Origin of the sequence: Rhizobium sp. NZLR1b (assembly GCF_019685155.1) — a bacterium.
Taxonomy (GTDB): domain Bacteria; phylum Pseudomonadota; class Alphaproteobacteria; order Rhizobiales; family Rhizobiaceae; genus Rhizobium.
This window is the reverse complement of record NZ_JABDWC010000006.1, coordinates 20,066-32,780: the sequence shown is the minus strand read 5'-3', so window position 1 is coordinate 32,780 and position 12,715 is coordinate 20,066. Positions and strand designations below refer to the sequence as shown.

General features: G+C 60.2%; 12 protein-coding genes and 3 pseudogenes. 5 read left to right on the top strand and 10 right to left on the bottom strand.

Annotated features, from left to right (window positions below):
* Window positions 1–169: 169 nt before the first annotated feature.
* From HJB84_RS10785 to HJB84_RS10770, 4 genes and pseudogenes are all read right to left on the bottom strand, one after another.
* Window positions 170–1,000: an alpha/beta fold hydrolase gene (locus HJB84_RS10785; protein ID WP_221115911.1), complete on the bottom strand. Its 831-nt coding sequence runs from the start codon at window positions 998–1,000 to the stop codon at window positions 170–172.
* Window positions 1,001–1,274: 274 nt separating this feature from the next.
* A pseudogene (locus HJB84_RS10780) lies at window positions 1,275–1,960 on the bottom strand (SDR family NAD(P)-dependent oxidoreductase).
* 76 nt (window positions 1,961–2,036) lie between these two features.
* A complete protein-coding gene (locus HJB84_RS10775) occupies window positions 2,037–2,471 on the bottom strand; it encodes a DUF302 domain-containing protein (RefSeq protein ID WP_221115910.1) in 435 nt (144 codons plus the stop codon).
* 11 nt (window positions 2,472–2,482) lie between these two features.
* Window positions 2,483–2,875 (bottom strand): DUF983 domain-containing protein, encoded by a 393-nt coding sequence (locus tag HJB84_RS10770; RefSeq protein ID WP_221115909.1) that lies wholly within the window; start codon window positions 2,873–2,875, stop codon window positions 2,483–2,485.
* Between the two features lie 171 nt (window positions 2,876–3,046).
* Between HJB84_RS10770 and HJB84_RS10765 the strand changes: the two genes are divergently transcribed.
* Complete coding sequence (locus tag HJB84_RS10765) at window positions 3,047–4,981, top strand: PAS domain S-box protein (RefSeq protein ID WP_221115908.1); 1,935 nt, start codon at window positions 3,047–3,049, stop codon at window positions 4,979–4,981.
* A 253-nt stretch (window positions 4,982–5,234) separates the two neighbouring features.
* On the opposite strand, the pseudogene HJB84_RS10760 reads toward HJB84_RS10765, so the two are convergent.
* The 6 genes and pseudogenes from HJB84_RS10760 to HJB84_RS10735 all read right to left on the bottom strand — a co-directional run.
* Window positions 5,235–5,348, bottom strand: a pseudogene (locus tag HJB84_RS10760) (DUF1348 family protein); the annotation flags it as partial.
* A gap of 52 nt (window positions 5,349–5,400) precedes the next feature.
* A complete protein-coding gene (locus tag HJB84_RS10755) occupies window positions 5,401–5,856 on the bottom strand; it encodes a hypothetical protein (RefSeq protein ID WP_259671069.1) in 456 nt (151 codons plus the stop codon).
* A 26-nt stretch (window positions 5,857–5,882) separates the two neighbouring features.
* Window positions 5,883–6,042: pseudogene (locus HJB84_RS10750) on the bottom strand (DUF1348 family protein); the annotation flags it as partial.
* A gap of 21 nt (window positions 6,043–6,063) precedes the next feature.
* Window positions 6,064–6,693, bottom strand: coding sequence for a pyridoxamine 5'-phosphate oxidase family protein (locus tag HJB84_RS10745; protein ID WP_221116024.1), 630 nt, complete (start codon window positions 6,691–6,693; stop codon window positions 6,064–6,066).
* A gap of 55 nt (window positions 6,694–6,748) precedes the next feature.
* Complete coding sequence (locus HJB84_RS10740) at window positions 6,749–7,717, bottom strand: MBL fold metallo-hydrolase (RefSeq protein WP_221115907.1); 969 nt, start codon at window positions 7,715–7,717, stop codon at window positions 6,749–6,751.
* Window positions 7,718–7,797: 80 nt separating this feature from the next.
* Window positions 7,798–8,772 carry an alpha/beta fold hydrolase gene (locus HJB84_RS10735; protein ID WP_405049240.1) on the bottom strand — a complete coding sequence of 325 codons (975 nt, stop codon included), beginning with the start codon at window positions 8,770–8,772 and terminating at the stop codon, window positions 7,798–7,800.
* A gap of 386 nt (window positions 8,773–9,158) precedes the next feature.
* Here HJB84_RS10735 and HJB84_RS10730 point away from each other — a divergent pair, with 386 nt between their 5' ends.
* From HJB84_RS10730 to HJB84_RS10715, 4 genes are all read left to right on the top strand, one after another.
* Window positions 9,159–9,992 (top strand): response regulator, encoded by an 834-nt coding sequence (locus HJB84_RS10730; RefSeq protein WP_221116023.1) that lies wholly within the window; start codon window positions 9,159–9,161, stop codon window positions 9,990–9,992.
* Between the two features lie 247 nt (window positions 9,993–10,239).
* Window positions 10,240–11,013: an alpha/beta fold hydrolase gene (locus tag HJB84_RS10725; RefSeq protein WP_221116022.1), complete on the top strand. Its 774-nt coding sequence runs from the start codon at window positions 10,240–10,242 to the stop codon at window positions 11,011–11,013.
* A gap of 51 nt (window positions 11,014–11,064) precedes the next feature.
* On the top strand, window positions 11,065–12,015 hold the full coding sequence (locus HJB84_RS10720) for a helix-turn-helix domain-containing protein (RefSeq protein ID WP_221115905.1): 951 nt from the start codon (window positions 11,065–11,067) through the stop codon (window positions 12,013–12,015).
* 53 nt (window positions 12,016–12,068) lie between these two features.
* Window positions 12,069–12,617 carry a carboxymuconolactone decarboxylase family protein gene (locus HJB84_RS10715; RefSeq protein WP_221115904.1) on the top strand — a complete coding sequence of 183 codons (549 nt, stop codon included), beginning with the start codon at window positions 12,069–12,071 and terminating at the stop codon, window positions 12,615–12,617.
* Window positions 12,618–12,715: the final 98 nt, after the last annotated feature.

Genomic DNA, 12,715 nt, shown 5'->3' with positions numbered 1-12,715 from the left:
GACCTGTTGTGATGGCTGCGAAGGTACTCTCGGGACTTGGGGAAGGCTAAGAAGTTGCGGGAAGAGCTTGTGAGTTTGCGTGAGGAGAGTTGCGAACGAAGTCGTCGCCTAATCGTGGAGGACCTTAACCAGGAGCGGGGCCGGGATCTCGCCGGCCCCGCCGTCCTTTTTACGCTTTGATGAAGGCGACAATGTCCGGGTTCAGCACCTCCGGATGGGTCGACAGCATTCCGTGCGGATATCCATCGTAGGTCTTTAAAGTGCCGTTCTTCAGCAGCTTGACCGACAACAGGGCAGCATCCTGGTAGGGGACGATTTGGTCGTCCGTGCCATGCATGACGAATACGGGCACCTCGATCTTCTTCAGATCTTCGGTGAAGTCCGTCTCCGAGAAAGCCTTGATGCATTCGTAGTGGGCGTTGGCGGAGCCCATCATACCCTGCCGCCACCAGTTGTCGATCAGGCCTTGCGATATCTTGGCGTCCGAGCGGTTGAACCCATAGAAAGGACCGGTCGGAACGTCGATGTAGAACTGCGCGCGGTTGGCGGCCAGCGCCTTGCGCAAGCCGTCGAACACGTCGATCGGCAGACCGCCGGGGTTTTTGTCCGACTTTAGCATGACCGGGGGAACTGCGCCGGCGATGACCGCCTTGGCAACCCTGCCCGGTTTCGCCCGCGCGACGTAGTGGACGACTTCGCCGCCTCCGGTTGAGTGACCGATGTGAACGGCATTCTTGAGATCGAGCGCTTCCGCCAGTTCGGCGACGTCGGCCGCGTAGGTGTCCATTTCATGCCCGGTCCGGCTCTGCGAGGAACGGCCATGGCCGCGACGGTCGTGCGCGATGACCCGAAATCCTTCATTAAGGAAGAAGAGCATCTGGTTGTCCCAGTCGTCGCCGCTCAGCGGCCAGCCGTGGTGGAAGACGACGGGCTGCGCGTCCTTCGGTCCCCAGTCCTTGTAGAAGATCTCGGTTCCGTCCTTCACCTTCACAGTACCCATGAACTTGTTCTCCATTGTTGATTGTTTCGGTTTGGTGGCGGCTGATGCCGACGGACTGACTGCCAGTGCGACCACAGTGGCGGATCCCGCAAGAAGAGCTTCTCGTCTCGTAAGGGAAACGTCTGACGTCGATGTCATCGGGAGAACCTCCAGTTCGTGGTTCGCGGCTAAGGCAAACTATCGGCGCGTACCGGCCGCCTCTTGGAACGGAACGATTGTCACGTCCTGATAGCAGTCGGTCTTTCGAAAACGTCTGTTTTGATCAGGCAGCCGGCTACGCCAGATAGCCGCCGTTGACGTCCAGAACCGAACCCGTAACGTAGCTCGCGGTAGGGCTTGCGAGGAAGACGATGCCGGCAGCAACCTCCTCGACTGTCGCGATCCGTCCGAGGGCATGAAGGTCCAGAATACCAGCGGGCAGCTCGTCTTCGGAACCGGCCAGCATGTCGGTCGCCATGACGCCCGCCTGTACGATGTTGACGGTGATCTTTCGTGGCCCGAGGTCGCGGGCGACGCCTTTCGAGTAGCCGATCACGGCTGCCTTGGTGCCCGCATAGTCCGCCGTTCCAGGAAAGCGCGCGCGAGTGCCGACACCGGAACCCACCGAGATGATACGGCCGCCTTCGGGGAGAACCTTCGACGCGCCCTGATGTTGGCGACGACGCCGTTCACGTTGTTCGCCCACTGCCGGTCCATCGCGGAATTGTCAATCTCCGGATCGTCGATCCTTGCCCCCTGCCATGCGACGGCGGCGTTGTTCGCGAGGACCAGCTTTCCGAGACGCTCGACAACTTTCTCGATCAAAGGCCTGGCATTCGACGGGTCGCCCTGGTCCGATTGTATCGCCACCGCGCGGCGGCCCCGCCGTTCGATTTGCGCGACGACGGCTTCCGCACGCTCCTTTGATTTCTCGTACGTGATCGCGACGTCGGCGCCTTCGTCGGCGAGAGCAAGAGCCACCGCGGCGCCTAGAGAACTCGGGAGCCACCTGTTACGAGCGCCACTTTCCTATAGTTGCTCATCGACTTCTCCTTTCTCAAGAGTCAGATGAAGCGCTATCCCGGTCGCGAGTTGCCGTGGGACAGCCACCGCAGACCTCGCCGACGATCGCCTGTTGAACCACATCAAATCGGGCTGCGACTTCGCGCTTGACCCCGAGTGCTTCGAACATCTCCGCCATCGGGTGAAAGGCGACTGCTGAACTGCGCCCAGGAAGCTCCCGGACGAGCATTCGCAACGGCAAATCGAGAGCGGTGAGCGGCGTATCCAGCATGACTGGCGTTCCCGCCTTTGGATTGCCGTAGAGGATCACACGCGTCTCAGGCATCGACAGCCCGCTGTCTCGTGCCGCCTTCGCGTGGTCGATCTCGGCCAATACAGTCATCCCAGCCTTCCCGATCGCACTCACGACCGTTTCCACCGCCTCCTGGAAGGCGTGGGTCGTGCGGTGCTCGATGGCTTTTAAACGCATATGATACTCCTCTATTCCTGGCCGGCGTCGTCCCGCCGGGACAGTTTGCCCTCCTCAGCCTTGTAGAAATACTGGCTGGCGACGAGCCATCCCTTGAGCGGGCGCAAGGGCGGGATGCACGTCAGGATCATGAATGGCCCCGTCACCAAAATCTGGGTCCAGATCGACGCCTGGTGCGCAACCGCAAGCCAGACCGACAGCAGTACCGTCGGAACGCAGGCGAAGCAGATCACGAAGAACGCCGGCCCATCGGCGGGATCGGCGAACGAGTAGTCCAGGCCGCAGACCTCGCACTTCTTGCGCAAAGTGAGGAAGCCGTCGAACAGATGCCCGCGGCCGCATCGGGGGCACAGCCCGCGAACGCCCGTCTTGAGCGGCGACAATGGCGGATAAGGATCTTCCATGTCTGCCCCCGCTCACCGCATCGGGCTCATTAAGTCACTCGTTTCACCTGCTGTCGAGGGCCATCCGCGATGGCCTGCACGCTATCGTACTCTGACGAAATTTCAGGCAACTTGCCGATATCCCGCGTCCTGCTACTCTGCGCCTCAAGGACATCTCCGGCGGAACGGACCATGGATGCAACGGAAGGCATGCGATTGCTGCGAGCGCTGTCTGCCGATGCGGATCGCGACCGTGTCGCCGATGTGCTTGCGAATGCCTGCCTGAAGTTCGAGGTCGTCGAATGGGCGGAAGTGGTCTTCCTCCCGGAAGACGGTTCCGATCCTTTTCCTTCCTCGGTCATGTCCTCGCTCCTGGAAACCAGAATGCCGGTCGCCGTGGCGGGCAACGTCGGTTCCGGCCTGCCCTGTGAGCTGCTGGTCCCACTCCTGGTCAGAGAGGAGGTCCTTGGCATCTTGAAGATTGGAAGCTCCACCCTCGTGGCGATCGAAGGGGACCTGACCAATGCATTCGAAAACTTGGCCTCATATGCCGCCTTGCGGATCGAGAAGGCGACCGTCGACTCCGAGCTTCGCCAGTCGCAGGAAAGGGCTCGTCTTTCCGAATGGGAATTGCGCCTATCATGGGACATGCTTCCGGCCCATGCTTGGCACACGAGTCCGGACGGGAGACTTGAGGCCGTCAATCAACAGTGGTTGAGCTACTTCGGACTCACAGAAGAAGAGTCCATGGGGTTTGGATACATGCAGGTCTTCCATCCTGATGACCGCGAACGAGTCCAAGTGTTATGGACGGGGCTACTGACCAACGAGGTGGCGGGAGGTGTCGAGGCCCGCATGGTGCGTCGCGACGGCGCGTCGCGCACGTTCCTCCTACGGGCCGTGCCGATCCGCGACGAGAGCGGCAAGGTCATCAAGTGGTACGGCCTGAACACAGACGTCGAAGACCTGAAGATTGCGCAAAACCGAATTCAGGAGAGTGAGCAACGATATGCGGCGACGCTGTCGAGTATCAGGGATGCCGTGATATCGACGGACGACCAGGGACGGCTGACATTTCTAAACCCGGTCGCCGAGAAGCTGACGGGGTGGACGCAGCAGGAGGCCGCCGACAAACCTGTCGAAGACATCTTTAAGCTGATCGACGAAGCTCACCAACTCGTCGTCGATCCGGTCTCCGTAATTCTCGGTCGTGAGGCCGATCTTGCGATAGGCAACCAGTACGCGCTCCGGTCAAAGGTCGGCTCGGAAGTCGTCATCGACTTATCCGGCGCGCCAATTATTGATTCCCGCGGCGAGATGAAGGGTTCGGTGCTCGTGTTCAGGGACATAACTCAGAGAAACGAGACTTCGGACGCCCTGCGAAAGTCGAAGGAGGATCTGGCCCGCATGAGCCGCCTGACCGCCATCGGTGAGTTGGCGGTGTCCGTCGCGCACGAAATGAACCAACCCTTCATGGCTATCGTCACAAACGCGGCGGCATCCATGAGCTGGCTGAAAGCCAGTCCCCCGAACATCGAAGAGGCCGTGCAGGCGATCGATTGGGTTCTGCGCGACGGCCATCGGGCGGGTGAGGTGCTGAGCGGCATCCTTGCATTGGCACGGAATTCGCGGCCGAAGGTCGAGCCGCTAAGTATCCGCGGCGTGATCGAAGAAGTGCTGCTGTTGACCAAGAGCGAACTCCGACAGAAAGACGTCCTTGTCGAAACCGCTTATGATAGTACAGCGGATGCCGTTAACGGGGATCGGATCCAGCTCCAGCAAGTCTTGATCAATCTGCTCATGAACGGCGCGGACGCAATGGCGGCGTCGGCAGACGAGCGGCGAGTGCTTCACGTCGTCACGAGCCGGAGCAACGGCTTGATCCAGGTCAGCATTTCGGACAACGGCGTCGGGCTCGATCCGGATACAGCCGATCGGGCGTTCGAGGCGTTCTTTACCACCAAGGCGACTGGCATTGGTATGGGGCTTTCGATCTGCCGATCCATCATCGAGGCGCACGGCGGCCATATCTGGGTTACGGCCGAGAAGGACACGGGAAGCACGTTCAGCTTCACCCTGCCGCCTCCCCCATCCTCGCAAGAGCGATCCGCAACTCCTGAAGAATAGCTGGGCGTGGGTCGAAGCTCGTATAGGAGAGATGGATCGCCCCTGTTCGAACCCCAGGCTCACGAACGGTACTGAAAGACGAAACACGCCGTTAATCGGTCCGGACATCGAGCCTCCAAGGTTCGTCAGAACGATCTCGGCGCCGAGGACGACGGATGCGAAGAGCGACGCGGCCTTTCCCGCGGTCGAAACGCCTCTCACCGCTGCGTCAGGAACTCCCACGCTCGCCAAAAGGTGTTCGGTCCGGAACCAGGTGATTGCTGTCGTCGTGATGCTCGTAGGCGAAGCGAACCGCTATCCGGTTTCCGGAAAACGCCCACAATTCCTTGATCAGACGGTAGTCGAGCTCCTTCGCCCCACGACATGTCGGGGTCCAGGTTGAGTCTTCTGGCTCCGTTCAAGAGAAGGATAGCTCGGAGTCAAACGGCTTTCGTTCGATAGGCATGAATTGATTCTGCCAAGGCTTTCTCCTTGGCTTTCGCGGTCGTGAATCGACCAAACATCAGACTGGCTGCAATACCGTACCATCCAAAGAACCATGGGGTGGCAAGGAACAGCGCCACAAGAACCGGAATTCCGAAGACAGCCGAGACCATTGTGCCAAAATGGCCGAGGCTATCGAGCAGTAGAATAATCGGAAGAACAATAGGCAGTGGGGCAATGACCCACCAGAAACCCAGTAGGATTCCGATCGGAAGCATCGCTAGCACCGGCACCCGCATCGCCAAACCAAGTGCCCACAGCTCGCTGCGATGACGAAAGTACGTGATCCGGTGCCAAAATTTACTCATCTCATCGAAACCTAAATCGCGTCGTGCGTGCATCGCAAGCAATATCGCGGGCGCTTTGGCGTGCGGACGGACTTGCGCCTTCAAGGTGTGATCGGAACACCGGTTACGGTACGCCCGACGAAGAACTCAGCGCGGTTCCGCCAATGGCTGTCGACGCTGTAGGCAAAGAAAACCTTCGAGGGGTTCGCGGGTGTCCCAGCCGTCCTCAGCCAGCCGCTCCTTCTCGATCGCCGACTGCAGGGTGAATGGAGGTAGCGGCGGGCGGGTCATGTGTGAACCCTTTGAATGAGACTATTGGACGTCGGAAGATTTCGCCAATTTGAGCGTAGCGATCTCGGCCTCCAGTTCCTTGATCCGCGCATCCCTGCTCTCGATCGCTTTCAGGACTTCGTCAGCCTCGAACCTGAGCGGTATGTGCTGCGGGCAATTCGCGTCCCAGGCTTCGACATGGAAGAGGATGACCTGCTCGGGTCTCGCCTGGTATCCCTTCGGCATCAACTGCTCTAGGAGCGCCGGATCGTCTTCGACGACGCGCGCCGTCCCCCAGATCTTCACTCGCGACCGACTGCCGTAGTCGATGAGGAAGAGCTGCGCCTTGGCGTTATCGACGAGGTTTCCCTGCGTGATATATTGACGATTGCCGATGTAGTCGGCGAATCCCAACGTAGTCTTGTCGATCACCCGGAGGAATCCCGGCGGCCCGCCCCGGTGCTGGATGTACGGCTGGCACTCCTTGTTGGCGGTGGCCATGAAAATGCTGATTTGCTTTTCGATGAAGTCCTTCAGGTCGGGCGTGATCGCCGTCGCCCATCCACGCTCTTCGACACGAGCGTAGGACCGGCGCGATCCCTTCCTTGTTTGAATCTCCTTCACCGACGGCGAGAACGCGACGTCGCTCGAGATATTTTTTTCCGTCTCCACGGTCGCCCGCCCTCCTTGTTGACCGGCACTTCGAGCCGCCGCGAGGAGTTTCCGCTCAGACGCCTTCGTAGACAAGGCGGGTGAAGAGCGCCGGCGAGATCGCCCAGTTCCCGAAGACGGGATCCCACTTCTCGGTGGGCTTGGCGGCGACGGTTTCCTCCACGCTACGGCCGTCCTTCTTCAGCTTGGCCACGTTCTCGCGGCAGCCGACGAGCATGTCGCGCCAGGCGATCAAGTCCTTCATGTTGCCGATCTCGCCATGGCCCGGAATGACGACCGTCTGGTCGTCCACCATCTTGACGTTCGCCTCGGCCGCATTGATCTGACCGTCTATGCTCCCCCCCGTCGAATAGTCGATGAAGGGGTAGACGCCGTTCCAGAAGGTATCGGCGACATGGACGACGTTCGCCTCCTGGAAGAAGACCGATATGTCGCTGTCCGTATGGGCGGGGCCGTAGTACTTCAGCGCGATCGTCTGGCCATTGAACTTCAACGTCTCCTCGTCGCCCTTCATCAGCATTGTCGGTAGAGCTCCCTTTGGTGATGCCGGGAAGTCGAAGTCCCAGTCGACGACGCGGGTGGCGACGGTCAAATGTTTCAGCGAGTTCGGGTGGGCCATGATCATGGCGCCTTGCGAATTGAGCCACTCGTTGCCGTCGGTGTGGTCGAAGTGCCAATGCGAATTGATGAGATGCTTGATCGGCTGCGGACCGAGATCGGCGAGCGCCTTCGCGATGCGCGGGCGGGTCGCCGTGATTCCGGCGTCGACGAGGAGCTTCCCGTCGTCACCGACGAGGACGCCCATGTTGCCGCCGGAGCCGGACAGCGCGCTGATGCCACCCGGCAGCTTGGTCGTGGTGATGGCCGTCGCGGCCGCGGCCTCCCGGATCTGGACGACGAGACTTTTGGCGGCCGCGAAAACCTCGGACGGAGTGAGCCATCCGCCCGTTGTCGCGAACGTCGCGCCACCGAGGCAGCAGAGGCAGAAGCCACGTCTCGAAAGTGCGTAATCGTGCTTGTTCATTTCCGGCTCCATCGTGTTGTGCCATTCGCGGTGAATGGGTGCCACCACGCAGGGAGGGTGCGTGGTGGCGAGGTCTTGATCTAGTCGCGGCTGAGTTTTCGATCGAGGAAATCGTGAATGAGCGGGGCCATCTCGGGCAGCTTGTCTTCGAGTGCGAAGTGGCCCGTGTCGAGCAGATGCATCTCGGCGTGCGGCAGGTCGCGCAGATATGGAGACGCTCCGTCGGCCGGGAAGATCTTGTCGTTCTTCCCCCAGACGATCAGCGTCGGCGGCTTGTTGTCCCGGAAGAACTTCTGGAATTCCGGATATAGCGGAACGTTGGTGCCGTAGTCGTGGAAGAGGTCTAGCTGGATGTCGTTGTTTCCAGGACGATCGAGCAACGGCTGGTCGTGGCCCCAGTTGTCTGGATCGATGTGCGCGAGATCGCTCATTCCATCGGTGTACTGGAATTCTGTCGTCTCGGGCTTGAACAATACCATCAAGGCCTGACGGTTTTCGGGAGTGTCGTTTTTCCAGTATGCCTTGATCGGGTCCCAGAACTCCTTGAGCCCCTCTTCGTACGCGTTGCCGTTCTGGACGATGAGCGCCGACACGCGATCGGGATGCTTGAGCGCCAGCCGGTATCCGACCGGAGCGCCGTAGTCCATCACGTACATCGCGTATTCCTTGACATCCAGCTTGCCAAGGAGACCGTCGACGATGTCCGCATAGTGCTGGAAGGTGTAGGCGAACTTCGTATGGTCGGGCGCAGCGCTCTGGCCGAAACCTGGGTAGTCCGGCGCGATCACATGATACTTGTCGGCGAGGATCGGAATCAGGTTCCGGAACATGTGCGAAGACGTCGGGAAGCCGTGAAGCAGGAGGACGACGGGAGCATCGGCGGGCCCGGCCTCGCGGTAAAAGATGCTCGTGCCGTCGACGTCCACCGTGTGATAGGTGACCTGCGGGACGACGAGCTTGTGTGTGGCGACAATCTTCTTCGCTGCGTAAGACGTGGCCGGCAGGGCTGTCGATGCCGACAACGCGATCGCTATGGCCAAGGCGGTTCTGCTCATGATGGATCTGTTCATTTCAGCCTCCGGTTTCTTTGAATGAGGGGCGCGAGAACACCGCTCCTGACGTCGTTGATTTCCCGATCATTGCTACGCCCGGCGATCGGAAACGACGAGCTAGTTGTCGTAAGGCGTCGTGAGTTTGCGTGAGACGACATGCCAGGCGACTTCACCAAGTCGTTCGGATTCCTAGACCTTGGTCTAGTTCTTCACGACGTTGTCTGGGGCTGACTGGCCATTGGTCGGATTGTTTGCGTGCATGGCGAGAGCTAGGCTCTCCCTGAAATCGCACGCAATTGGAGATCGCCTCCCTAGAGCGGGACCAAATTTGTAAGAGTTCGATCTTCAGCAGCGCGATGAACAATTGCAGCCGACGGGGGAAGTCAGCCATGCAAGTCCAGTTCGCCGAGACGCTCGACCAAACGAACCCAGTAGACACATACCTGCCCCACCCTTCCAGAGAGAGGAAGCGCGAAGTCTTGGACGGCGCGATCCGCTTCGGCAGGTTCTGCGCAATCCCGCATTCCCGTCAGCTTCTGCTGGACGGGCGTCCGCAGGAAATAGGCGGTCGGGCGTTCGATCTTCTGATGGTCTTACTGAGGTCCAACGGCAGGATCGCCAGCAAGGACGAGATTTTGAACGAGGTGTGGCCGTCGATGGTGGTTGAGGAATGCAATCTCCGCTTCCAGGTGAAGTCCTTGAGGCGGGCGTTGGGTAGCCAAGGCAACATGATCAAGACAATCGTCAGGAGAGGCTACATGCTGATCAGGGATGACGTGTTGCCCGAAGACGAAGCGCGGTTCGATGCGACGAGGTCGACGACCATTCCTGAGATCGACACCCCCGCCGCGACGAGGGCCGCGGCGCCCTACATCGTCCTGATCGAGGACGACGAAAGCGTTCGGCGCTCGATTTCAACACTGCTGAGATCGGTCGGCCTCGGCGTCGCATCCTTTGAATCCGTCAAGGAATACCAGGAGAGTGGGCACTCACCTCAGCCCGATTGCCTCATCCTCGACGTCTGCCTGCCCGGCAGAAGCGGCTTGGACTTTCAAGCCGATCTCCTGAAGACTGGAATACGATACCCGATCATCTTCATCAGCGGTCATGCGGACATTCAGATGTCGGTGCGTGCGATGAAGGCGGGAGCGGTCGAGTTCCTGACGAAGCCAGTGCGGCATCAGGATCTGTTATCGGCGGTGGACGTGGCGATCAACGCGTGACCGCTTAGGCAAGAGCGAGCGTTGAAGATTGGAGGCGGCCGTGAAGGTCGCCTTCTTCCGTTGGGCATAGGATTTGACGTTTTCGGCATCCCCAGCTCACGCCGAACGCGCCACAGATCGCCAAACTAAATCTCACACGCCATCTCGATAACTCACACTGTTGGACGGTGCCGCGTAGTAGCCTCGCGGGAACATAAACCGAGTGCGCATGCCCACTTTTGCAGGCGCCCAGTATGAGGTTCTTCGCATGAACAAGTGGTTGTCGAGTTCAGCAATGGTCGTGGCTCTCATCGTAAGCCAAAGCGCGATGGCGGCGTCGAAGCCGACGATCGTCCTTGTCCACGGAGCCTTCGCGGAGTCGGCGAGCTGGGACGGCGTCGCCGCCAAGCTGGTGAAGGACGGCTATCCTGTCGTCGCAGTAGCGAACCCGCTGCGGGGACTGAAGTACGACTCCGACTACGTGTCGGCAGTTCTGAAGTCCATCGACGGGCCAGTCGTCCTGGTCGGCCATTCATACGGCGGCTCGGTGATCACCGACGTCGCCATCGAAGGAACGAACGTCAAATCCCTCGTCTTCGTCGCGGGACTCGCGCCGGACAACGGAGAGAGCGCCGGCAGCCTTGGCAAGAAGTTCCCGACTGGCACGCTCGGCGACGCCTTAGCGCCGCCTGTCGTCCAGCCTGACGGAAAGCACGATCTCTATATCCTGCAGAGCAAGTTCTGGAAGCAGTTCGCCGCAGATGTGCCGGAGCAACAGGCAGAGCTGATGGGCGCGGAACAGCGCCCGGTCACGGCAGAGGCCCTGAACGACCCCTCCGGCGATCCGTCCTGGCACAAGCTGCCGTCGCATTTCATCTATGGCACCGCCGACAAGAACATCCCGACCGACCTTCACGAATTCATGGCGAAGCGGGCGGGCGCCAAGGAAACGGTCGGCGTGAAGGGCGCATCGCATGTCGTGATGATCTCCCATCCCGATCTGGTGTCCGCGATGATCGAGCGGGCCGCCGCCGACAAGTAACCCGGCAACACGACAACCGCAAATTCGTGCCCTTTTTATGAGGAGCAGCCAATGCAGACCGATATCGCCATCAAGGTGAGCTTGGGCAGCATACGCGACGTCTTCGAAACCATCGACGACTGCCTGCATGTCGAGCACTTCAGCGCCGCCGACCCGAACATCTCCTTGGCGAAGCTGACACGGGGAAACGGAAACCGGGCGATCACAACCTCGCTGGGTTCCGGCGTCGGGACGTTCGTCGTCGCGGCTCGCGATTCCGAACTGCGCCTCGAGCAGAAGGGGCGCGTGCTTTTTCAGGGGCTGATGATCGAGGACAGCGTCACCTTCGTGGAAGGCCCCGACCCCATCGCCGTCGAGCTGCAGTCCGATGCCTGTCTCTATGTGCTCACGTTCCTGCGAGAGCCTTATTGGCGCCCCTGCTCCGTGGTTGGAGGAAGGTTCAACATCCGTGACATCCGGCTGGCGGAGCTGGTCGGCGAGATCTCCGAAAGTTCGCCCGCGCGAAGGAGCGAACTCACCAGGGATTTCTCGCGGATGGCGTTCGAGCGCTATCGATCGCTACCCCGCGTTCACCCCCTCTCGGCGTGGCGTCTCGGTCGCGTTAGACGATATGCGGAATCCCGTCTTGATCAGCGGATGTCGCTGGAAGAGCTGGCGGACGTCGCCGGGTTCTCGAGGGCGCATTTCGCGGCCACATTCAAGGCGGCCACCTCGATGAGCGCCCATGAATTCCTTCTACGAATGCGAATTCAGGCCGCAGCCAGACTGTTGATTTGCACCGATCTGGCCCTCGTCGAGATCGCCTTGCAGACGGGCTTCCAAAACCAGCCGCATTTCACCACGGTCTTCAAGAGGATCACCGCGATCACACCGCGGAAATGGCGGGAGTCCCGCCGGTCCGCCGCAATGGTGAGCAGCCTCGAGCATGTGGTCGACGCCGCAGCCGTCATCGAACACCTGCCGGGAGAGCCGGAAGGATACCTTCCGCACGATCTGCATTAAGAACCGGCTTCACGCACAACAACCAGGACCTGAAGCAACAAAGGAGATTGAAGATGGCTCGAATTCCAATTCCCGCGACACTCGACGCGGCGCCTGAAGCTTCCAAGCCGACGCTGGAGGCGATCAAGAGGCAGATCGGCGCACTGCCCAACGTGTTCCGAATGATGTCGACCAGCCCCGCCGTGCTAGAAGCTTACGCGGCCCTCAACGGAGCGCTCGGCAAGGGCAAGCTCGACAAGAAGATCCGCGAGCGCATCGCGTTGGCAATCGCCCAGAAGAACGGCTGCCAATATTGCCTTGCCGCCCATACCTACACCGGCACCCACGTAACCAAGCTCAGTCTTGAGGAAATCGCTGCCGCCCGTCACGGTGGGTCTTCTGACGCAAAAGCCGACGCCGCCGTCAAATTTGCGGTCAGGGTCGCCGAAGCAAGGGGCGGCGTTTCCGAACAGGAAGTGGAGGGGCTGAAGGCTGCCGGCTTCGATGACGGCGAGGTTCTTGAGATCGTCGCGCATGTCGCGGCCAACACCTTCACGAACTACATAAACGAAGTCTTCCAAACCGACGTCGACTTCCCGAAGGTCGAGCGCGAAGCCGCCTGAGGCGATCCATTTTTCTGAGAAGACCCTATCCCTGGAAGACGGCATCTGGCCTTCCGGGGATTCGTCGCGGCACGTTCGCCCGGTATTCGATAGCCTAT

Coding starts and splice junctions, on each gene's coding strand:
- HJB84_RS10720 (WP_221115905.1), top strand. CDS start 11,065: ATGCAGACCGATATCGCCATCAAGGTGAGCTTGGGCAGCATACGCGAC.
- HJB84_RS10740 (WP_221115907.1), bottom strand. CDS start 7,717: ATGAACAAGCACGATTACGCACTTTCGAGACGTGGCTTCTGCCTCTGC.
- HJB84_RS10765 (WP_221115908.1), top strand. CDS start 3,047: ATGGATGCAACGGAAGGCATGCGATTGCTGCGAGCGCTGTCTGCCGAT.
- HJB84_RS10735 (WP_405049240.1), bottom strand. CDS start 8,772: ATGAGCAGAACCGCCTTGGCCATAGCGATCGCGTTGTCGGCATCGACA.
- HJB84_RS10785 (WP_221115911.1), bottom strand. CDS start 1,000: ATGGGTACTGTGAAGGTGAAGGACGGAACCGAGATCTTCTACAAGGAC.
- HJB84_RS10775 (WP_221115910.1), bottom strand. CDS start 2,471: ATGCGTTTAAAAGCCATCGAGCACCGCACGACCCACGCCTTCCAGGAG.
- HJB84_RS10770 (WP_221115909.1), bottom strand. CDS start 2,875: ATGGAAGATCCTTATCCGCCATTGTCGCCGCTCAAGACGGGCGTTCGC.
- HJB84_RS10715 (WP_221115904.1), top strand. CDS start 12,069: ATGGCTCGAATTCCAATTCCCGCGACACTCGACGCGGCGCCTGAAGCT.
- HJB84_RS10730 (WP_221116023.1), top strand. CDS start 9,159: ATGCAAGTCCAGTTCGCCGAGACGCTCGACCAAACGAACCCAGTAGAC.
- HJB84_RS10725 (WP_221116022.1), top strand. CDS start 10,240: ATGAACAAGTGGTTGTCGAGTTCAGCAATGGTCGTGGCTCTCATCGTA.